Raw genomic sequence first — 19,373 nt, forward strand, 5'->3', positions numbered from 1 at the left:
TTTCCGGGGCATCGGCGGGAGCTTTAAACGCTAGTCTCGCGCCAAGGGGGTAGTCAACCTGTTTTCCCGAATTAACATAAAATATTCTTGTATATTGGGAAAAATGAGCAAGGGAGCACGCTCTAAAACGCTCCTTATAAGCAGTTATTTGCAAAAAAATGAATTAAATGACATCCGGAAGAGAGCGGATTTCGTCGCGGATTACCTCGATCACCATTTGCCGACGTTCGGGGTTCATACGCGAGACCACCGACGCCACGCTGATCGCCACGTATTGGCCGGTGTCCTGCACCTGAAACGCCACGCCCAGCGCCGCCACCTCCGGCACGATGCGGCCGTTATTAAAGGCGAAGCCATCCCGACGGCACTCCGCCAGGCCTTGTTTGACCTCGTCCAGGGTAATCCCGGAATAACGCTCATAGCGGTCCCGGTTGCGCAGTAACATGCGCTCGCCTTCCGCTTCCGGCAGCAACGCCAGAAGCGCCAGAGCGCCGGCGCCGATGCCCAGCGGCCGTCGTGCTCCGGCCAGCAGGGTATTGGCGCTCACCGGGTAGCTGCCCTCGGCCACGTCGATGCACACCGAATCCTGATTGGAGCGAATCGACAAATAAGTGGATTCCTCGGTGCGCCGGGCAATTTTCGCCAACATCGGCCGCAGCCGGTGGCGCAAACGCAGATCCGGAGCCACCGCCTGGGCGGATTCGGCGATCTGCAGCAACTCGAAACCCACTTGATAGGTTTTCACATAGGGGTCGAAGGTGAGCAGCCCTTCGTGGGCCAGCGCACTGAGCAGACGATGGGTGGTGGCGGTGTTCATCTCCACTTCTCGGGCGATCCGCGACAAAGTGCCGCCGGTGGGAAAGGTGCGTGCCACCGTGCGCAACAACAACGAAGCCTTGGCAAGCGTGGTGCTGGAGGCGCCATTTCTGGCGGAGGTTTCAGTTTTGGCCATGATCCCTGAGAGCCGCTCCCGTCGGACACTTCTCGTAATTTGGTAATTTTATTACAAAATACGATAAATCATCCGGAACGCTTATGCCAATTCACACCTGGGCAGCCGGTCACTCACCGCCGGGCGCCACGCTGACGTCCGTGAACAACAGGTCCACGGTGGCGGCGCTGGCCCGATATTCGCTTTTCATGGCGTCCAGGTGATCCAGTGCCTCGTTGCGCAGGTAAGGCGCTTCCAGGCAGATGATCTGGTAGACCCCTTGGCGCAGCAGGGCGCGGTCCAGGTTTTCATCGCCGGCGGCGTCGGGATTCAGGCCATGGGTAAAGCCCGGCCAGGATGCCGCCAGCAGCCAGGTGTTCATCAGCAGGCCGCGCAGCTCTTCGTCGCTGGCGGCGATCAGACCGCTGTCGCGCAGGCCCTGGTAGATCGACAGGCCGCGCTCCAGGCTGGCGGCCACGAAGGTCTTATAACGACGCCGCAGCTCCGGGTCCTGGAGCAGAAAGTGCGCCAGGTCCCGGTGTAGGAAGCGCCCTTGCCACATGGATTCCAGAATCCCCTCGAAGTAGCGCATTTTATCCTGCCAGGTGAGCGGCCCGCTGGGCGCCGGCAGCCACTCCAACAGGCGCTCCTGATAGCGATCGAACAATGCCGAGACAATCGCCGCCTTATTGCGGTAATGGTAATACAGGTTGCCCGGGCTGATGCCCAGCGCCTCGGCGATATGGTTGGTGGTGACGTTGCGCTCGCCATGACGGTTAAACAGGGCCAGCGCGGTGTCCAGAATACGTGCTTTGGTGCCGGTCATATGGAGCCAAATTTCGCTGTGGTTAAACGGAGTGTTGACCTCTAGAGTATTTACTCTAAAAATCCCGGAGTGGCTAATCAATCACTGAATAACAACGACGCTTCCAGGGAGGCGCATTATGGTCGCCGAAATCAAGGAACTCCAAACCGAAAACCAGCACATCGAGCGCATGCGCGCTGTGTTCGCCGCCCAACAGACGGCGGCGCGCCGGCAGCCCTATCCCGGTGCCGCCCAGCGCATCGAACACATCAAACAACTCAAACCGATGTTGCTGGACAACATGGACGCCTGGATCGAGGCCCTTAACGCGGACTTCGGCAACCGCTCCGCCGATGAAACCAAGCTCGCCGAGCTGCTCACCAGCGTGGAGGGCATCAAATACCACGCCAGGCATCTGAGCAAATGGATGAAGCCCGCCAAGCGCAAGGTCGGCGCCGCCCAGTGGCCGGGCAAGGTGTGGGTGGAATACCAGCCGCTCGGCGTGGTCGGCATCATCGTGCCCTGGAACTACCCGCTGTATCTGGCCATTGGCCCGCTGCTCTCGGCACTGGCCGCCGGCAACCGGGTGATGATCAAGATGAGCGAATCGACGCCGCGCACCGGCGCCTTGCTCGAAGAGCTGATCGGCAAAACCTTCGCCGAGGAGCACGTGGCGGTGATCAACGGCGAGGTCGAAGTGGCGGCGGCGTTCTCCAGCCTGCCTTTCGATCATTTGCTGTTCACCGGCTCCACCTCGGTGGGCAAGCACATCATGCGCGCCGCCGCCGAGAATCTGACACCGGTAACCCTGGAGCTGGGTGGCAAGAGCCCATGCATCATCGGCCAGGATTTTCCCATGAAGGACGCCGCTGAGCGCATCGCCTTCGGCAAATGCCTGAACAGCGGCCAGACCTGCGTGGCCCCGGATTACATCCTCTGCCCGGAGCAGCGTGTCGATGAGTTCGTGGACGCCTGGAAATCCCAGGTGGCGAAGCACTACCCGACCATGCTCGACAACCCCGATTACACCAGCATCATCAACGAACGCCAGCACCGGCGGCTCACCGGCTACCTGCAAGAGGCCAACGACAAAGGCGCGCGCGTGGTGGAGATCAATCCCGCCAACGAGGATTTCAGCAACAGCCGCAAAATCCCTCACACCCTGGTGCTCAACGTCAGCGACGAGATGAAAATCGCCCACGATGAAATCTTCGGGCCGATCATGCTGGTGGTGCCCTACAAAACCCTCGACGACGCCATTGCCTACGTCAATGAACGCCCCCGGCCGCTGGCGCTGTACTACTTCGATTGGAACGCCGACAACGGCCAGCGGGTGCTGCACGAAACCCATTCCGGCGGCGTCTGCCTCAACGACACCATCACCCAGGTGGGCGTGGACGATATCCCGTTCGGCGGCGTCGGCCCCTCCGGCATGGGCCATTACCACGGCCAGGAAGGTTTTCTGACCTTTTCCAAAGCCAAGGGCGTGTACAAGAAAGGCAAGATGAACGCCACCAAGCACATCCTGCCCCCCTATGGCCGTGGCATGCAGAAACTGGTCTACAAGCTGTTGCTGAAATAGACCGGCGACGGCCGCCCCAACCGGCGGCCGTATACCAACAATAACGAAACAGAGTCTACGTTTATGGACCAGGGAATCGACCGGCGCGGTGCCGACCGCCGCGGCATAGGCCGCCGTGGTTTTCTCAAGCTCGGCTTCTGGGGCAGCGCGGCGCTCGCCAGCGGCGCCGCGCTGACACCGCTGCTCACCGGCTGCAGCCGCAGCGACACCCCGGCCGCCGGCTTTGCCCACCTGCGCGACAACGACGTCAGCCTGCTGCGGCCGCTGGTCAAACCGGTGCTTGGCGGCGGCCTGGCGGCGGTACCCGGCGCCACCGCCGACGACGCCCTGCACGCCTTTGATCGCCTGCTGGAAGGCGGCTACGCCGGCACCCGGGATCAGTTGTTCCAACTGATGGACCTGCTGCAACTGGGCGCCGCGCGCTGGTGGCTGACCGGCACCTGGGCCGCGTTCGCCGATCAGAGCGACACCGAACTCGCCGCTACCCTGGCGCAGTGGCAGAGCAAGGAAGGCTTCGCCCAGCTCGCCTTTAAAGGGCTCACCCAGCCGCTCGGCATGGCCTGGTACGTCACCCCGGAAGCCGCCTTAAGCACCGGCTACCCGGGCCCGCCGCGCACCGGCAACGTCTGATTGCCGTGGCGCGAACCACCGCTGTGCAAGCGGATAACAACAACAGCGCGGCGAACAACCGCCATGCGCAGCGAATAACAGCTGTGCATAGCCAATAACCGCCATGCGCAGCCAATAACAGCAATGAGGAGCACGGGTCATGCCAGACCTCTCTATGCCAGACCTGTCCAAACTTGAAATCCGCAACATCCGCGACCCGTGGGAAAACGCCGACCAGCGCTGGCAGGTGATCGACGGCGCCCAACAAACCCGCGACCGCACCCTGGAAGCTGACGTGGTGATCATCGGCACCGGCGCCGGCGGCGGTGTCAGCGCCGAGATCCTCAGCCAGCGCGGCCTTAAGGTGATTCTGGTCGAGGCCGGGCGCCTGCGCTCCTCGCGGGATTTCAATCTCGACGAGGGCGACGCCTATCGCCACCTGTATCAGGAGGGCGCCCTGCGCGCCACCAAGGACGGCGCGATCACCATTTTGCAAGGCCGCACCGTGGGCGGCACCACGGTGGTGAACTGGACCTCCAGCTTTCGCACCCCCGAACAAACCCTGGATTTCTGGCAACGGCAATACGGCGTTCAGGGCACCGGGCGAAGCGCTCTGAACCCCTGGTTTGAGCGCATGGAAAAACGCCTCGGCGTGCACCCCTGGCAAATGCCGCCCAACGCCAACAACGACATCATCAAACGCGGCTGCGAGGCGCTGGGCTGGGACTGGTCGGTGATTCCGCGCAACGTCAGCGGCTGCTGGAACATCGGCTACTGCGGCATGGGCTGCCCGACCAACGCCAAGCAATCGATGCTGGTGACCACCCTGCCGGCGGCCATGGAGGCCGGCGCCACGTTGATCCACAGCGCCCAGGCCCATCGCTTGATCCACGACGGCGGCAAGGTCAGCGCGGTGGAAGTGCGACCCCTGGATCAGCACAAGCAGCCCACCGGCGCCACCCTGACGCTCAAGGCGGCCACCGTGATTGCCGCCGGCGGCGGCATCCAGACACCGGCCCTGCTGATGCGCTCGGAGGCGCCCGATCCCAACGGCCGGGTCGGCAAGCGCACCTTCCTGCACGTCACCAGTTTCGCGTTCGGCCATTACGGCCGCGACATCGCGCCCTTTTATGGGGCGCCGCAATCCCTGCACTCGGACCAGTTCACCTTCGCCGAGGGCGTCGCTGGCCCGGCCGGCTACAAGCTGGAAATGATGCCCCTGCACCCGGGCCTGACCGCCGCCCTGCTGGGCAGCGTCGGCGAGGAGGCCCGCCAGCGCATCACCGAGCTGCCACGCACCGCCGCATCGATTGCCCTGCTGCGCGACGGTTTCCACGACGACAGCGTGGGCGGCACCGTGGAACTGCGCGACAACGGCGAGCCGGTGCTCGATTACCCGCTCAGCGACTACCTGCTGGACGGTGCCCGGCGCAGCCTGCACAGCCAGGTGGAAATGCAGTTCGCCGCCGGCGCTGAACGGGTGCGCCCGGGGCACATTCGCGCCCCCTATTACCCGAGCTGGAAAGCGGCCCGGCAAGGCATGAAGGATCTCGCTTACCAGCCGTTGGAAGTAGCGCTGGGCAGCGCCCACGTGATGGGCGGCTGCGCCATGGGCGAGGACGAACAACACTGCGTGGTGGACAGCCACGGCCGCCACCGCCAGTTGGAAAACCTCTACGTGTTCGACGGTTCGGTCTTTCCCACCAGCCTGGGCGTCAACCCGCAGTTGACCATTTACGGCCTCAGCGCCCGCAACGCCAGTGCCCTGGCGGATCGGCTCAAACCGGTGGCGAACAACGCCTGAGCCGGCCTCACGCCGATTGCCGGGGCGCACCGCCCGGCCGCCGCCAGTGGGAAATACCGCCGGGGCCTGATTCGCTCCGCCAGTTGCGTTATGCTTGCGCCCTCTGAAATTGGACAAAGCGAGCCGAGCATGACCAACCGTGTTGTTTATCCAGGCACCTTTGACCCCGTCACCAACGGCCACAAGGATCTGATCGAGCGGGCCGCGAAGATGTTCGACGAGGTGATCGTGGCGGTGGCCGCCAGCGAAAAAAAGGGGCCATTGTTCTCCGTCAATGAGCGCGTCCAACTGGTGGAGGACAGCATCGGGCACCTGGACAACGTCAAGGTAGTGGGCTTCTCCAAGCTGCTCGCCCACTTCTGCCGGGACCAGGAAGCCAACATTCTGCTGCGCGGCCTGCGCGCGGTGAGTGACTTCGAATACGAGTTCCAGCTCGCCAACATGAACCGCCAGCTCGCCCCGGAGCTGGAAACCGTGTTTCTGACACCGGCGGAGCACCTTTCCTTTATTTCCAGCTCGCTGGTTCGTGAAATCGCCCTGCTGGACGGCGACGTTCGTAATTTCGTGCCCGCGCACGTCGTCGAAGCCCTGGAACTGAAAAAGCAACAACGCGGCGGCTGACGCCGCCCGATCGCTCCCGGAGACCCTATGCGCTGGTTGATCGCTCTCTCGCTGCTGTTCACCGTGGCCGCCCAGGCGACACCGGCGCCGGGTCGGGCCGCGGTGGCCAGCGCCCATCCGCTGGCCACCGAAGCCGGTTTCGAGATCCTTGATCAGGGCGGCAACGCCTTCGACGCGGCGGTGGCGGTGGCGGCCGCGCTGGCGGTGGTGGAGCCCTACTCGGCGGGCATGGGTGGCGGCGGCTTCTGGCTGTTGCATCGCCAGAGCGACGGCAAACAGACCATGGTGGATGCCCGGGAGATGGCCCCCGGGGCCGCCAGCGCCGACATGTACCAGGACCGCAACGGCAAGGTGATCCGCGACAAGGCGATCAACGGACCGCTGGCGGCGGGCATTCCCGGCCAGGCGGCGGCGTTCGTTCACCTGGCCCGGCACTACGGCAAGCTGCCCCTGCGCACCACCCTGGCCCCGGCGATTCGCCTGGCCCGGGACGGCTTCGACGTGGAAGACCACTACCGCACGCTGGCCGGTTACCGGGTCGACGTGCTGAACCGCTACCCGGCCGCCGCCGCCGTGTTCCTGGATCACGGCAAGGTGCCGGCGGCCGGCTACCGGGTGCGCCAACCGGATCTGGCACGCACTCTGCAAGCCCTCGCGGAGCAGGGAAGAGCCGGTTTCTATCAAGGCGCGGTGGCCAGAAAACTGGTCAAAGGAGTGCGCGACGCCGGCGGCATCTGGACCGAACAGGACCTGGACAACTATCGGGTCAAGGAGCGTGCGCCGATCGTCGGTCACTTCCGCGGTGGCCGGGTGGTGAGCGCGCCACCGCCGTCCTCCGGCGGCATCGTTATGATGGAAGCCCTGAATATTCTCAGTGAATTCAATGCCGGCGAGATAAGTGAGGGCTTACTTCCTCATCTTACCGTGGAAGCCATGAAGCGCGCCTATCAGGATCGCGCCCGCTATCTGGGCGACCCGGATTTCGTTCAAATGCCTGTGGATAACCTGTTGAGTAAATCCTACGCCCAACAGCGCGCCGCCAGCATTGATCTGGACCAGGCCACCCCCAGCAGCGAGTTGGGGGAACCGGTGGGCGTGGAGGAGGGCTTCCACACCACCCACCTTTCAGTGCTCGACGCGGACGGCAACCGGGTGGCCGCCACCCTGAGCATTAACCTGCCGTTTGGCAGCGCCTTCATGCCCGCCGGCACCGGCGTGATTCTCAATAACGAAATGGACGATTTCTCCGCCAAGCCGGGCAGCCCCAACGCCTATGGCCTGGTCGGCAGCCAGGCCAACGCCATCGCCCCGGGCAAACGGCCGCTGTCTTCCATGACCCCCACCTTCGTGGAATTCAAAGATCGGGTCGCGATTCTCGGCACCCCCGGTGGCAGCCGCATCATCTCCATGGTGATGCTCGGCGTGATGGAAGCCGCCGCCGGCAAGCCGGTGGACGACTGGGTGCAACGTGTGCGCTTCCACCATCAGTATCTGCCCGACGAAGTGGAAGCCGAACCCGCGTTCATGGATTCCCCGGCGGCGAAAAGCCTGCGCCTGCGCGGCCATAAAGTGGTCTCCGTGGGGCGCGCCTACGGCAATATGCAGGCGATTCTGTGGCACACCGACAACGGCCGGGTCACCGCCGCCAGTGACCCGCGCGCCATTGGCGCCGCCCGGGTCGCCGTGCCACGAGCCGCCAACAAGGCCACGAATGATCCGCAAGCGGTGACCGAAAAGTAACACCCTCTGGCCTGTCGGGACCTGTTCAGCGGGGCGCGCGCCCCGCAGACTCAGCCTTCGCCAATCAGACTGGAGCGGCCATGGGCTTGCAACGCATTGAGATCGATAAGGAATTTCCGTTCACCGTGTCGGCGTTGTTCGACTACCTCAGCCAACACGAGAATCTCTCCGTGCTGTTCGCCCCCGCCAAGGTCCGGCGCATCCAGGACGGCGAGCCGCAGGCCAATGGGGTCGGCTCGGTGCGTGAGTTGTCCCTGCCACTGGCCGCGCCGTTCCAGGAAACCGTGACGGTGTTCGAACCGGACCAGCGCATTGAGTACCAGATTACCCGGGGCAGCCCGCTGAAGAATCACCACGGCGAAATGCTGTTCTCGGAAACCGCCAACGGTTCGCGGCTGCGTTACACCATCGTCTTCGAAGGTAAACTGCCACTGGTCGGCGGCCTGGTGAAACCGGTGCTGGAGCGCGGCATCCGCAAGGGCCTGAACAAGCTGCGGCTGTAAGTCCTGATTGGCGCCTTAGTCCTTACCGTCACGGCTGGCGTCCAGCAGCGAAGACAGCTCTTCACGGCCACGCGCGGACAGCTCGATCAGTTTGTCGAGCTGGTCGCGGTGGGCGAACTGCTCGCGCAGCAAGCGTTCGTCCACATCGCGGAAGGTGCGCACCAGATCAATGGCGGTGGTCTCCGGCACGCCCATCTGGGTGAGCGTCACCTGGGCGGCGCGCAGACTGGAATCCAGGGTTTCACGCACCACGTGTTCGATGCCCTCGGCCATCAGCGAGTAGGCGTGGTGTCGATCCCGCGCCCGGGCGATCAGAATCAGATCGGGAAAATGCTCGCGAATCAGCCGCGCGGCGCGCAGCGACGCGTCCACATCATCGATCGCCAGCACCATCACCCGCGCGTGCTCGACACCGGCGTTCTGTAATAAATCCAACCGGGTGACGTCGCCAAAATACACTTCATTGCCAAACCGGCGCACGGTGTCGATGTGATCCGGGTTGGAATCCATCGCCGTGAAAGGAATGCGGCGGCTGACCAGAATACGGCCGATGATCTGCCCGAAACGGCCGAAGCCGGCGACGATCACCTGGGGCTCGCCGTGCGGCGCCGGTTCATCGTCCATGCTGCGCGCATCGCTGGGCCGGGCCTCGGGCCACAAACGCCGCACCAGCTTCAGCAGCAGCGGCGTGGCGCCCATGGAAAGCGCCACCACCAGATTAAGCCGGCCCACCGTCTCTGCGTCGAGCAGGCCCAGCCCCCGTGCCTGGGTAAACAGCACAAACGCAAACTCGCCGCCCTGGCTGAGCAGCAGGCCAAACAGCACGGCGTTGCGCAGCCGTACTTTCATCACCAGACCGATCACCACCAGCACCAGGGTCTTGATCGCCAACAGCGACACGCCCAGCAAAGCGATGGCGAGCGGTGCCTGCACCAGCAGATGCAGGTCCATGGTCATGCCAATGGCAATAAAAAACAGCCCCAGAAGCAGACCTTTGAAGGGCTGAATGTCGGTATCCAGTTGTTCCCGATAGGGGGAGTTGGCCAGCAGCATGCCCGCCACGAACGCCCCCAGCCCCATGGACAGATGCAGCAGCTCCATCAATTCGGCGGCGCCGAGCACCAACAGCAAGGCGGTGGCGGTCATCAGTTCCCGGTTGTGCAGCTTGGCCAACCAGCCCAGCCAGGGGTTAAGCAGATACCGGCCGGCGAGCACCATCAACACCAGCGCCAGCACACCCAGGCCCAGGTTGGGCTGCTCGACGCCCGCGCTATTGCCAGCCAAAGCGGGCAGCAGAAGCAACAGCGGAATCACCGCCAGATCCTGAAACAGCAAAATGGAAAAGGCATTGCGGCCCTGGGGGGTACCCAGCTGATTGGTCTCCACCAGCATCTGCACCGCGAAGGCGGTGGACGACAGCGCCAGGGTCGCCCCCACCGCCAGCGCCGGCTGCCATGACTGGCCCCAGATCCAGAAAAAGCCGCACAGCAACACGGTGCTCAGCAGCATCTGGCTCATGCCCAGCCCGAGCAGCCGCTTACGCTGCGCCCACAGTTGATTGGGCGCCAGCTCCAGACCGACCAGAAACAGCATCATCACCACGCCCAGCTCGGCGAAATGCAGCACCTGCTCCGCTTCGGGAATCAACCCCAGCCCCAATGGCCCGATGGCGATGCCGGCCACCAGATAACCCAGGATGCTGCCCAGGCCGAGACGCTGGAACAGGGGCAACAGCAACACCGCCGCCGCCAGCAAGGCCAGGGCCTGGGGGAAAAAACCACTCATTGGCATTCCTTTGATCAACAATGAAGCCCGGCCCAGGGGGCCGCGCGGGCGCCAAACCGGATTGTGTTTATACTAGGGCCTGTTCAGGCTGGATACGATATGGCCGCGATCATGGTCACCGCCAGGGAAAACGACAAGGACATTCAGGATGCCCCTCTACCTTCTGATTGCACTGCTGGTGCTGGTGCTACTGATCACCCTGATCCGGTGGCGGCGCCGGCGCGGTGCCGCCACCGCCACGGCCCTTTACCAGCGCCGCGACACCTTGCTGAGCCGGGCGGAGTGGTCCTTCTACCAGGTGCTACGGCGAGCGGTGGCGGAGCAGGGGTTGGTGATGGCGAAAGTACGCATTGCCGATGTGCTGACGCCAACCGAACAACGCGACCGCGGCCAATGGTGGCGGCTGTTCAACCGCATCTCCGCCAAACATTTCGATTTTCTGATCTGCTCGGCGGACGACAGCCGCCCCCTGGTGGCGGTGGAGCTCGACGATGGCTCCCACCAGAACCCGCGAACCCGCGAGCGTGACCAACTGGTGGAATCCGCGGCCCGCGACGCCGGCCTGCCACTGATCCGGGTGCCGGCACGCACCGGCTACGCGATGCAACAGATACGCGAAATGCTGATGATGCATTTGCCGGCAATGCCCAGCGGCGCGCCGTTACCCACCACGGACACACCCATGCCCGAGCCAGAGCCAGAGCCAGAGCCAGAGCGCGGACCCTCGCCGTTGGTCGACGCCGAACCCACGCGGGCCTGCCCCACCTGTGGCGCCAGGATGACACAGCGCAATGTCCGTCATGCCAGCGGCAGCGATCGGTTTTGGGTGTGCGGCCGTTACCCTGCGTGCCGCACCGCGCGGCCGGCCTGAGGCGCCGGTCATGGGGCCAGGGTTCAATCGTTCCAGCGGATCGGCGCTTCCGAGGAGCCCGGCGTCATCGGGTGACCGGCGGCGGCCGGGCGCGCCGAAGAGCGGTTGTCCGGCTGGCGCACCGGGTCACCGGCTTGTGGTGAGCCTTCGCCCGCGGTGATGCGGGCCAGCCCGTAATCCGGGCGCACCTCGGTGACTTCGAGGGTCGCCAGGGCAGGGCTTTCCAAACGAATGTCCAGACCGGTGTCCGGGTCCTTGAGCGTTTCGCCGGGGCGGCGCACCACCAGCTCCTGACCTTGCTCCAGGCGCCCCTGGCCCTGGCTCAGATAGACGGTGTCACCGGCCACCTTGAGCACACGCACCGGGTAAAGCACATCGGTGGCCGTGCCGGCGATGGCCCGGGCGATTTGCGGATAAATCACATCGCCAATACGTTCCGGGTGATTCCATTCATCGATGTTCTGTTGCCGGGCGATCTCGCGCACGCTGGCCTCGGAGCGCTGCCAGTCGAACAGATCGGCGCTGAGAATTTCACCGCTGGCCACATCGATTAATCGATAACGAACGCGGATGCGCGGCTCGTAACCCTGAAATTTGGCGCCGTAGAATTCGCGCTCGCCATCGCCAATGTCGAAATCCTCGATGGTGCCCACCAGCACCAGGTCGGCGCCCTTGCTCTTGCCCAGGCGCACCAGCTCGGCGGGTTCGGTGCTGCCCTCGGCCAGGATCGCCAGCTCTTCGTCGCGCACCGCCAGGTTGGCGCGGTCCAGTACCCGGAAGCGGCCGGACTGCGCGAACGCCTCGACCAGATCCGCCTGCAGGCGCCGGCGCGCTTCGGCGGCCTCAATCCTGACCTTACCCAGTTGATAACTGGCCGCCCGGCTCTGGAACGGCGCCACCACCACCGCCGGCAGATGCGAGCGGGCCGGACCGAGCGCTTTGACGCTCAGCACGCGGGCCTTCACATCAGCGCGCCAGAGGGCGTCATCGATTTGCTGCATGGCGGTTACCTGATAGCTCTCCAGGCTGCCCAGGGTGGGCAGCCGTGGCTCCGCCACCGAGGTGGTGCTGCCGATCCAGGTGCTGGCGTCGCCGTCACGCTGGATCGCCCAGTTGGCCACCTGCCGGCGGAAATCCGGGTTCACCGAGAGCGTCACGCCACCGGCCTGGCGCACCGCCGCCACCAGCGCCTCGGCAAGAGCCTGCTGTGGGGTTTCACCGTAACCCCGGGCGCTGACCTCGGTGGTGGCGGTGGCCGCGTGGGCGGCGCCGGCGAACACGCCGACAACCAGCAGGGCGGCAAAACACAAGCGCTTGAACATGGTGGGACCTCCCTGGCGGGGCGCCGATGGCGCCCCTGTCTCTCGACGAATCAGTCGATCAATCAGACACGCGGTGGATCAGAGCCCGAACAGGGTACGTTTGCGGGTCTTGCGAATTTCTTTTTCGCCGGACCACTCGATGATGCCGGTTTGGATATTGAGCATCTTGAGCGTGAACTTGTAGTAGACGTCCTTGGTGCTGTCGTCGCGCTTCACGATCGAGGAAAGGTTGCCGTAAAGCATGAATTCGGCGCCGATCTGACGGCCCATCTGGGTCGCCGTGGACTGGTCCACCATGCCGGAATCCTGCTGGTATTCCAGCTGCTGACGCACCTTGTTCACCACCGTCATGTCGACAAAGCGGAACTTACCGGAGTTGATCAGTTTGCTCTGAATGGTGTCGGTCACCGACTCGGTGTCGATGTGCTCGCTGGTCTTGTTCTTGACCTGATCCACGAACATCACCGGGCGGCGGCTCTGGGTAATCGCCACGATCGGCGGGAACACCATCATGTCATCGACCATCTTGGCGGCGATCATCTGCAGATCGGTGGAGCCGAAATCGGTGGTCACCGTTTCCCGCGCCTGGGCGTCGCCGTAATTGACCCGGGAAGCACAACCGGAAACCAGCACGGCCAGGCCCAGCACCACCATTGAAAGTACGCGAACCATTCCTGTCTCCTTAATGATGGCACGCGGCATTATTCGCGCGCCCAGATTTCAAAACGTACCGCGCTGGCGTTGGGCGCCACCGCCTGAATATTGTTCTGGCTGCGGCCGGCCATCACCAGTTGCCGCCAGGGCTGCGACTCCGGCGCCACTTCGAAGCCGTCGTTATCGAACCATTTGATCTTGTATTGGAAGTCCAGTTCAAACTTCCAGCCGTTTTCCAGTGTCGCCTGCACATAGAGCAGATCACCGACGCGTTTGCGGCGGATCTCCTCCACCGACAGGCGGTTGCCCAACAGGCTGTTGTTGGAATGCACCACCAGGCTTTCGCCGTCGTCGGAATCCTGCAGCTGGGCCATGTTGCTGGCCGAACAGCCGGCCAGCAGCGCCGCCAGCAACAGCGCATTAAAGGTATAAAGCAGGCGCGTCATAGAGCTCCCTCCTGAACGGGTAGAACGCGGGTCAACAGGCGACCGGGCGGGGCCGCCACATGAATCACGGTAAGCCCCCCTTCCACCACGGGCACGGTCAACGTAGCACTGCCCCCCGGTGTGCTCAATATAAGCGTTTGCTGCCCCGGTGGCAGCAACAGACGGGTGGCCTGGCCGTAGGCGGGCAGGCTCAACCAGCCACGCAGATCCGCCTGCTCGCTGACCACGTTGAACAACTGCGTAAACAGTGCGCCCACTGGCCCGAAGTCATCGTTGGCTTTTTTCTGCAGGTTGTACTTGGCGGTGGCGCGCAAGGTCTGCCGCAACAACAGGCCGGGCACCTGTTCCCGCAGGTTCTTCGCCGCCAGGCCGCCGACATCGGCCAGCACCCGGGTTTTCGACTCGAGCGCGCCGGCGCGCACCGTGAGCGGGTAGGGGGCCGGCTTGCCCTGTAGGCCGTAGGTCGGGAACGACACCACGAAAATGCCGTGCGGCGTGGGAATCGGCAGGCTCAGCGGCTGCCGCTCGGGTACGAATCCCTGTTCGAACAACACCGCCACCAGGCCCTGGCCGCGCAGGGGCCGGGCGCCGTCCAGCGACCGGGATACGCGCTGCACGTCTTCCTTGATGAAATCCAGATCCGGCTGGATCTCCAGCGCCTTCTTATAATCCACCAGGGCATCGTTGTATTCGCCATGGGCTTCCCAGAACAACGCCGACAGATAGAAAGTCCAGGCGTTCTGGAAACTGGCCTTGACGCGGCCGGCGGCGGCGTCCAGGCCCTCGAAATAGCCCTGGTAGCGGGACAGATCAAGATCGTTCGCGCCGCTGTTGGCGTCGGCGATCTCGCCATCACGACGGTTGGCCGCCACCCGCTGCTCGTTGGCGGCGGCGCGCAGCTCCACGGCGGTGCCGGTGACATCGCCATCGGCCCAGTAATTCAACGCCTGGTAAGCGTGCGCATAGATCCGCTCATAGTCCGGGGCAACGTAGGGGCGGGCGTTGTCGTTGATCAGCAGGGCGCCGGTATTGGACACCAGCGACGAAGCGCGCAGACGCGCCGCCTCGTCATTTTGCTGGTAATGCACGAAGGCCCCGGCGAAGGCATCACGGCTGGCCCGGTCATCGCCGGCCAGTTGCTCCACCCGCCCCAGCTCCTGCAAATAGAGCACCCCATCACGGCTCTCCGCGCCGTCCTGAAGACGCTTTATGGCGCTCGCCCCACCGCTCGGCCCCAGCGCGCTCTTCCAGCTTTGCGCCTGGCTTGGGTAGGGTTGGAACAGTGAACGGGTGGCGCAACCGGCCAGCAGCGTGGCCAGACACACGCACAACACCACGTTGCGGATCAGCACTCGCATCGATGCAAGACTTCCCTGGCTCCAGGGCCGTTCCGGCCCGCGATAAACAAGCTCTTCGCGACGGGTTGGGAATCGGCCCACCCCGGGGCAACTCAGAGCACACCCGCCAATCCACGGTGAACCAATAAAAAAACCGGTGCCGGCAAGGTAGCCCGGCACCGGTTTATTGTCGAGCCATCGACGGCTTAGAAAAGCACCCGCGTGCGGATGGTGCCCTCGATGGTGCGCAGCTTCTCGATCGCCAGCTGGCTGCAACCCTTGTTGACGTCGATTACCACGTAGCCGATGTCCTCGTTGGTTTGCAGGTACTGACCACCGATGTTGATGTCGTTGTCGGAAAACACCGCGTTGATCTGGCTGAGCACGCCGGGAATGTTCTTGTGGATGTGCAGCAGCCGATCCATGTCCGGATGCGACGGCAGCGCCACTTCCGGGAAATTCACCGCGCTCAGGGTGGAGCCATTGTCGGAATAACGAATCAGCTTCTCGGACACCTCGGTGCCAATGTTTTCCTGGGCTTCCTGGGTGGAGCCGCCGATGTGCGGGGTCAGGATCACGTTGTCGAATTCGCGCAGCGGGCTGACGAATTCGTCGTCGTTGCCTTTCGGCTCCTCGGGGAATACGTCGATGGCGGCACCCAACAGGTGGCCGTCCTTAATGGCGGCGGCCAGCGCGTCGATGTCCACCACCTTGCCGCGCGCGTAGTTGATCAGGTAGCTCTTCGGCTTCATTGCCCGAATCTGCTCTTCCTTGATCATCCAACGGGTGCCGGCGGTGTCCGGCACGTGCAGGCTGACCACATCGGCCAGGCCGAGCAGCTCATTGAGGCTGCTCACCTGGGTGGCGTTGCCCAGCGGCAGCTTGGCGACCACATCGTAGAAATAGACCTTCATGCCCATCGCCTCGGCGAGCACCGACACCTGAGCGCCGATGTTGCCGTAACCGACCAGACCCAGCTTTTTGCCGCGAATTTCGTAGCTGTCCTTGGCGGACTTCAACCAGCCGCCACGGTGGGCGGAGGCATTGCGCTCGGGAATGCCGCGCATCAGGTTCACGGTGTGCGCGATCACCAGTTCGGCGACCGAACGGGTGTTGGAATAGGGCGCATTGAACACCGGGATGCCCCGCTTGAGCGCGGCCTTGAGATCCACCTGGTTGGTACCGATACAGAAACAGCCGACCCCGATCAGCTTCTCGGCCGCTTCGAACACCTCTTCGGTGAGCTGCGTGCGCGAGCGGATGCCCACGAAATGGGCGTCCTTGATGGCATGCTTCAGGTCATCGCCGGTCAGGGCGGTGGCCACCTGCTCCACATTGGTGTAGCCGTGGGCCTTGAGATTATCCACCGAGTTCTGGTGGATGCCCTCGAGCAGAAGAATGCGGATCTTGTCCTTCTCAAGAGAGGTATTGGCCATGGGGCGGGTCTCTGTAGCCGGTTAAATGGGCGCGTATGGTATCATAGCGCGCCCTGGAATAGACCCACCCCGAGCGGGACTTCCGCTCATCTCGTGTTGAGCATATTTGGAGCTGCCGATGACCGCCTTAGCCCACGCCGCCCTGGCCCAATTGACCGAGCTGCTCGGCAAACGCTGCCTCACCGACGCGCAGAGCGCGCAGCAATACGGTGTCGACTGGACCAAGGTCTGGGCACCGGCACCCAGCGCCGTGGCGCTGCCGGAGACCATCGAGGAAGTGCAGCAGATCGTCGAGATCGCCAACGAACATGGCCTGCATCTGGTGCCCTCCGGCGGCCGTACCGGGCTGTCCGCCGGGGCGGTGGCCGCCAACGGCGAAGTGGTGGTGGCGTTCGACCGCATGAACCGGGTGCTCGATTTCAACGAGTACGACCGCGCGGTCACCGTGCAGCCCGGCCTGATCACCCAGCAGCTCCAGGAGTTCGCCGAGGGAAAAGGCCTGTTCTACCCGGTGGATTTCGCCTCCGCCGGCTCCAGCCAGATTGGCGGCAACATCAACACCAACGCCGGTGGCATCAAGGTGATCCGCTACGGCATGACCCGCGACTGGATCACCGGGCTGAAAGTGGTGACCGGCCGTGGCGAGTTGCTGGAGCTGAACAAGGGCCTGATCAAGAACGCCACCGGCTACGACTTCCGGCATTTGTTTATCGGCTCCGAAGGCACCCTGGGCTTCGTGGTGGAAGCCACCGTGCGCCTGGCCCGGGCGCCACGCGATCTGACCGCCCTGGTGCTCGGCGTGCCCGGCTTCGGCGAGGTAATGAAGGTACTGCACGCCTTCCAGCAGGAAATCGACCTGACCGCGTTCGAGTTTTTTTCCGACAAAGCGATGGCCCATGTGCTCGAACACGGGGTCGCCCGGCCGTTTGAAAGCGAATGCCCGTTCTACTGTCTGTTGGAGTTCGAACAGCTCTCCGAGCACACCGCCGACCGGGCCATGGCGATCTTCGAACATTGCGTGGCGCAGGGCTGGGTGCTTGATGGCGTCATGAGCCAGTCGTTGCAGCAGCTCGATCAACTCTGGCAATTGCGCGAACGCATCTCCGAATCGATCGCCCCGCACACACCTTACAAAAACGACATCTCGGTGAGCGTGTCCAAAGTACCGCGCTTTGTCGAAGACGTGGATCAGGTGGTGCGGGATGCGTACCCGGATTTTGAGATTGTCTGGTTCGGCCACATCGGCGACGGCAACATGCACCTGAACATTCTCAAACCCGCCGACCTGGCCAAGGAAGACTTTTTCAAAAAATGCGGCGACGTCTCCAAGTGGGTGTTCGAAATCGTCGAGAAGTACAACGGTTCGATTTCCGCGGAGCACGGCGTTGGCATGACCAAGAAGCCGTATCTCCACTACTCACGCAGCCCGGAAGAAATCGCCTGCATGAAAGCGGTGAAAAATGTATTCGATCCGAACAACGTGATGAACCCGGGCAAGCTGTTCGACGCTTAGTAGCTTGTAGCGTGTAGCGTGTAGCGTGTAGCGTGTAGCGTAAAATTATTCCACTGAAATTCAGTCAGGAACATCCATGACCCCAGAATACCTTCACCGCTGGATCGACGGCACGCCCATGGATATGCCGCTGGGTAAGGCGGTGTGCGTTGGCCGCAATTACGCGGAACATGCTCGTGAGATGGGCAGTGAAATTCCCAGCGAGCCGTTGCTGTTTATCAAGCCCGCCAGCGCTTTTTGCAGCCTGCACGAAGCCGTGGTGCTGCCCACCGGCCAGGGGCAGGTGCACCATGAGGTGGAAATGGTGGTGATGATCGGCGAGCGGCTGCGCGCGGAAACCGACCTGGAGCGCATCCGCTACGCGATCAAGGCCTATGGCATTGGTCTGGATCTGACCTTGCGTGATGTGCAGAGTGTTCTGAAAGAAAAAGGCCAGCCCTGGGAACGCGCCAAGGCGTTCGACGGCAGTGCTCCGATGTCCGGGTTTATCGACGCACGCGGCGTTTCCGTGCGTCAGAATCTCGAGGTCTCACTGGAGATCAACGGCGAGCAGCGCCAGCACGGCCACACCGGGCAGATGCTGTTCCCCACCTTTGATCTGATTGCGCGGATCAGCCACGTTTTTACCCTGGAACCCGGCGACCTGATCTTTACCGGCACACCGGCGGGGGTCGGACCGCTGCACGCAGGCGACAAACTGACCGCCCGGCTGGGCAACATCCTGCAGGTATTCAGCGAGGTGAGGTGATTAACCTGGCAACACTTTCACGGCGCCGTTTGGCGCCGCGAAGATTTTTTCTTTGTAATTTCTGATCAATCACCAATGTCTTCATCGGACTCGTCCGGATCAAAGACCTGTACCGGCGAATCCTTGGTGCATTCAGGATCGTTGATAAAGGTCCGGGTCACGTCCACCACACCCAGATGCTGGATGGTGCGTCGCCCAAACAGCACCGGATAAATCATCTCTTCGCGGTCCCGCAGGCTGAATTGCTCTTCATGGATAGTGCCGCCCGCGCACACTTTCATCAGCACCACCGGGCGTTCATCCCGGCCACCGGCGCCACGCACGGTGAGATCACGATAGAGCGGTTTTTTATAGTGCTTTTTCACTTTTTCACCGCTGCGCTGATCTTCCACATCAACGGTAAAGCTGACCCAGTCCTCGCCGTCTTTTTCATAAACCTTGATGTCGGTGGCGTGCATGCTTGAGGTCAATGCGCCGGTGTCCAGCTTCGCTTTCAGTTCCGCGCCCCAGGGCTCGATGGACACTTTTTCCACCCAACCGAACACATCCTTATCGGCGGTTTCCGCGTGCGCGGTGGCACCCGCGGCCAGCGCGCCAATCGCGATCAATGAAGCGTAAGCAAGGTTTTTCACGGAAATCTCCTGTTCCATTTTCGTTCGTTGCACG

18 protein-coding genes are annotated in these 19,373 nt (G+C 63.1%); 9 read left to right on the forward strand and 9 right to left on the reverse strand.

Annotated features, from left to right (window positions below; all coding sequences use genetic code 11):
- Nucleotides 1–163: 163 nt before the first annotated feature.
- Nucleotides 164–952: an IclR family transcriptional regulator gene (locus CGS25_RS00750; protein ID WP_089033916.1), complete on the reverse strand. Its 789-nt coding sequence runs from the start codon at nucleotides 950–952 to the stop codon at nucleotides 164–166.
- A gap of 109 nt (nucleotides 953–1,061) precedes the next feature.
- Nucleotides 1,062–1,757: a TetR/AcrR family transcriptional regulator gene (locus CGS25_RS00755; protein ID WP_089033915.1), complete on the reverse strand. Its 696-nt coding sequence runs from the start codon at nucleotides 1,755–1,757 to the stop codon at nucleotides 1,062–1,064.
- A gap of 118 nt (nucleotides 1,758–1,875) precedes the next feature.
- Here CGS25_RS00755 and CGS25_RS00760 point away from each other — a divergent pair, with 118 nt between their 5' ends.
- The 6 genes from CGS25_RS00760 (at nucleotide 1,876) to CGS25_RS00785 (ending at nucleotide 8,595) form a co-directional block, all read left to right on the forward strand.
- Nucleotides 1,876–3,318 carry a coniferyl aldehyde dehydrogenase gene (locus tag CGS25_RS00760; protein WP_101674239.1) on the forward strand — a complete coding sequence of 481 codons (1,443 nt, stop codon included), beginning with the start codon at nucleotides 1,876–1,878 and terminating at the stop codon, nucleotides 3,316–3,318.
- Nucleotides 3,319–3,381: 63 nt separating this feature from the next.
- Nucleotides 3,382–3,948: a Tat pathway signal protein gene (locus tag CGS25_RS00765; RefSeq protein ID WP_101674240.1), complete on the forward strand. Its 567-nt coding sequence runs from the start codon at nucleotides 3,382–3,384 to the stop codon at nucleotides 3,946–3,948.
- A gap of 139 nt (nucleotides 3,949–4,087) precedes the next feature.
- Nucleotides 4,088–5,731, forward strand: coding sequence for a GMC family oxidoreductase (locus CGS25_RS00770; protein WP_332872149.1), 1,644 nt, complete (start codon nucleotides 4,088–4,090; stop codon nucleotides 5,729–5,731).
- A 129-nt stretch (nucleotides 5,732–5,860) separates the two neighbouring features.
- A complete protein-coding gene (gene coaD / locus CGS25_RS00775; protein ID WP_089033912.1) occupies nucleotides 5,861–6,352 on the forward strand; it encodes a pantetheine-phosphate adenylyltransferase in 492 nt (163 codons plus the stop codon).
- Nucleotides 6,353–6,379: 27 nt separating this feature from the next.
- Complete coding sequence (gene ggt / locus CGS25_RS00780) at nucleotides 6,380–8,092, forward strand: gamma-glutamyltransferase (RefSeq protein WP_101674241.1); 1,713 nt, start codon at nucleotides 6,380–6,382, stop codon at nucleotides 8,090–8,092.
- Nucleotides 8,093–8,172: 80 nt separating this feature from the next.
- Nucleotides 8,173–8,595, forward strand: a complete 423-nt coding sequence (locus tag CGS25_RS00785; protein WP_089033910.1) for an SRPBCC family protein — start codon at nucleotides 8,173–8,175, stop codon at nucleotides 8,593–8,595.
- Nucleotides 8,596–8,610: 15 nt separating this feature from the next.
- On the opposite strand, the gene CGS25_RS00790 is transcribed toward CGS25_RS00785, so the two are convergent.
- Nucleotides 8,611–10,380, reverse strand: a complete 1,770-nt coding sequence (locus CGS25_RS00790; protein WP_101674242.1) for a monovalent cation:proton antiporter-2 (CPA2) family protein — start codon at nucleotides 10,378–10,380, stop codon at nucleotides 8,611–8,613.
- 148 nt (nucleotides 10,381–10,528) lie between these two features.
- Here CGS25_RS00790 and CGS25_RS00795 point away from each other — a divergent pair, with 148 nt between their 5' ends.
- Nucleotides 10,529–11,251, forward strand: a complete 723-nt coding sequence (locus tag CGS25_RS00795) for a DUF2726 domain-containing protein (RefSeq protein WP_101674243.1) — start codon at nucleotides 10,529–10,531, stop codon at nucleotides 11,249–11,251.
- Nucleotides 11,252–11,274: 23 nt separating this feature from the next.
- Here CGS25_RS00795 and CGS25_RS00800 read toward each other — a convergent pair whose 3' ends face one another.
- The 5 genes from CGS25_RS00800 to serA form a co-directional block, all read right to left on the reverse strand.
- Nucleotides 11,275–12,573 (reverse strand): CsgG/HfaB family protein, encoded by a 1,299-nt coding sequence (locus CGS25_RS00800; protein ID WP_101674244.1) that lies wholly within the window; start codon nucleotides 12,571–12,573, stop codon nucleotides 11,275–11,277.
- Nucleotides 12,574–12,651: 78 nt separating this feature from the next.
- On the reverse strand, nucleotides 12,652–13,245 hold the full coding sequence (gene lpoB / locus CGS25_RS00805; protein WP_089033906.1) for a penicillin-binding protein activator LpoB: 594 nt from the start codon (nucleotides 13,243–13,245) through the stop codon (nucleotides 12,652–12,654).
- A 29-nt stretch (nucleotides 13,246–13,274) separates the two neighbouring features.
- Nucleotides 13,275–13,673, reverse strand: coding sequence for a YcfL family protein (locus CGS25_RS00810; RefSeq protein WP_089033905.1), 399 nt, complete (start codon nucleotides 13,671–13,673; stop codon nucleotides 13,275–13,277).
- Nucleotides 13,670–15,031 carry a COG3014 family protein gene (locus CGS25_RS00815; RefSeq protein WP_101674245.1) on the reverse strand — a complete coding sequence of 454 codons (1,362 nt, stop codon included), beginning with the start codon at nucleotides 15,029–15,031 and terminating at the stop codon, nucleotides 13,670–13,672. The genes CGS25_RS00810 and CGS25_RS00815 overlap by 4 nt, the downstream gene beginning before the upstream one ends.
- A 185-nt stretch (nucleotides 15,032–15,216) precedes the next feature.
- Nucleotides 15,217–16,446 carry a phosphoglycerate dehydrogenase gene (serA, locus tag CGS25_RS00820; RefSeq protein ID WP_101674246.1) on the reverse strand — a complete coding sequence of 410 codons (1,230 nt, stop codon included), beginning with the start codon at nucleotides 16,444–16,446 and terminating at the stop codon, nucleotides 15,217–15,219.
- 118 nt (nucleotides 16,447–16,564) lie between these two features.
- On the opposite strand from serA, the gene CGS25_RS00825 reads away from it, so the two are divergent.
- Nucleotides 16,565–17,959, forward strand: a complete 1,395-nt coding sequence (locus CGS25_RS00825) for an FAD-binding oxidoreductase (protein WP_089033902.1) — start codon at nucleotides 16,565–16,567, stop codon at nucleotides 17,957–17,959.
- A 76-nt stretch (nucleotides 17,960–18,035) separates the two neighbouring features.
- Nucleotides 18,036–18,707, forward strand: coding sequence for a fumarylacetoacetate hydrolase family protein (locus CGS25_RS00830; RefSeq protein WP_101674247.1), 672 nt, complete (start codon nucleotides 18,036–18,038; stop codon nucleotides 18,705–18,707).
- Between the two features lie 65 nt (nucleotides 18,708–18,772).
- On the opposite strand, the gene rloA3 is transcribed toward CGS25_RS00830, so the two are convergent.
- Complete coding sequence (gene rloA3 / locus CGS25_RS00835; RefSeq protein WP_232802178.1) at nucleotides 18,773–19,339, reverse strand: retropepsin-like aspartic peptidase RloA3; 567 nt, start codon at nucleotides 19,337–19,339, stop codon at nucleotides 18,773–18,775.
- Nucleotides 19,340–19,373: the final 34 nt, after the last annotated feature.

It is taken from the genome of Alloalcanivorax mobilis, from assembly GCF_002864685.1.
Classification (GTDB): Bacteria; Pseudomonadota; Gammaproteobacteria; order Pseudomonadales; family Alcanivoracaceae; genus Alloalcanivorax; species Alloalcanivorax mobilis.

What these genes read in the sequence shown, in the direction of transcription:
- coaD (WP_089033912.1), top strand. Translation starts at nt 5,861, where the DNA reads ATGACCAACCGTGTTGTTTATCCAGGCACCTTTGACCCCGTCACCAAC.
- CGS25_RS00830 (WP_101674247.1), top strand. Translation starts at nt 18,036, where the DNA reads ATGACCCCAGAATACCTTCACCGCTGGATCGACGGCACGCCCATGGAT.
- CGS25_RS00770 (WP_332872149.1), top strand. Translation starts at nt 4,088, where the DNA reads ATGCCAGACCTCTCTATGCCAGACCTGTCCAAACTTGAAATCCGCAAC.
- CGS25_RS00825 (WP_089033902.1), top strand. Translation starts at nt 16,565, where the DNA reads ATGACCGCCTTAGCCCACGCCGCCCTGGCCCAATTGACCGAGCTGCTC.
- CGS25_RS00765 (WP_101674240.1), top strand. Translation starts at nt 3,382, where the DNA reads ATGGACCAGGGAATCGACCGGCGCGGTGCCGACCGCCGCGGCATAGGC.
- serA (WP_101674246.1), bottom strand. Translation starts at nt 16,446, where the DNA reads ATGGCCAATACCTCTCTTGAGAAGGACAAGATCCGCATTCTTCTGCTC.
- CGS25_RS00800 (WP_101674244.1), bottom strand. Translation starts at nt 12,573, where the DNA reads ATGTTCAAGCGCTTGTGTTTTGCCGCCCTGCTGGTTGTCGGCGTGTTC.
- CGS25_RS00795 (WP_101674243.1), top strand. Translation starts at nt 10,529, where the DNA reads ATGCCCCTCTACCTTCTGATTGCACTGCTGGTGCTGGTGCTACTGATC.
- CGS25_RS00750 (WP_089033916.1), bottom strand. Translation starts at nt 952, where the DNA reads ATGGCCAAAACTGAAACCTCCGCCAGAAATGGCGCCTCCAGCACCACG.
- lpoB (WP_089033906.1), bottom strand. Translation starts at nt 13,245, where the DNA reads ATGGTTCGCGTACTTTCAATGGTGGTGCTGGGCCTGGCCGTGCTGGTT.
- CGS25_RS00790 (WP_101674242.1), bottom strand. Translation starts at nt 10,380, where the DNA reads ATGAGTGGTTTTTTCCCCCAGGCCCTGGCCTTGCTGGCGGCGGCGGTG.
- CGS25_RS00815 (WP_101674245.1), bottom strand. Translation starts at nt 15,031, where the DNA reads ATGCGAGTGCTGATCCGCAACGTGGTGTTGTGCGTGTGTCTGGCCACG.
- ggt (WP_101674241.1), top strand. Translation starts at nt 6,380, where the DNA reads ATGCGCTGGTTGATCGCTCTCTCGCTGCTGTTCACCGTGGCCGCCCAG.
- CGS25_RS00810 (WP_089033905.1), bottom strand. Translation starts at nt 13,673, where the DNA reads ATGACGCGCCTGCTTTATACCTTTAATGCGCTGTTGCTGGCGGCGCTG.
- CGS25_RS00755 (WP_089033915.1), bottom strand. Translation starts at nt 1,757, where the DNA reads ATGACCGGCACCAAAGCACGTATTCTGGACACCGCGCTGGCCCTGTTT.
- CGS25_RS00785 (WP_089033910.1), top strand. Translation starts at nt 8,173, where the DNA reads ATGGGCTTGCAACGCATTGAGATCGATAAGGAATTTCCGTTCACCGTG.
- CGS25_RS00760 (WP_101674239.1), top strand. Translation starts at nt 1,876, where the DNA reads ATGGTCGCCGAAATCAAGGAACTCCAAACCGAAAACCAGCACATCGAG.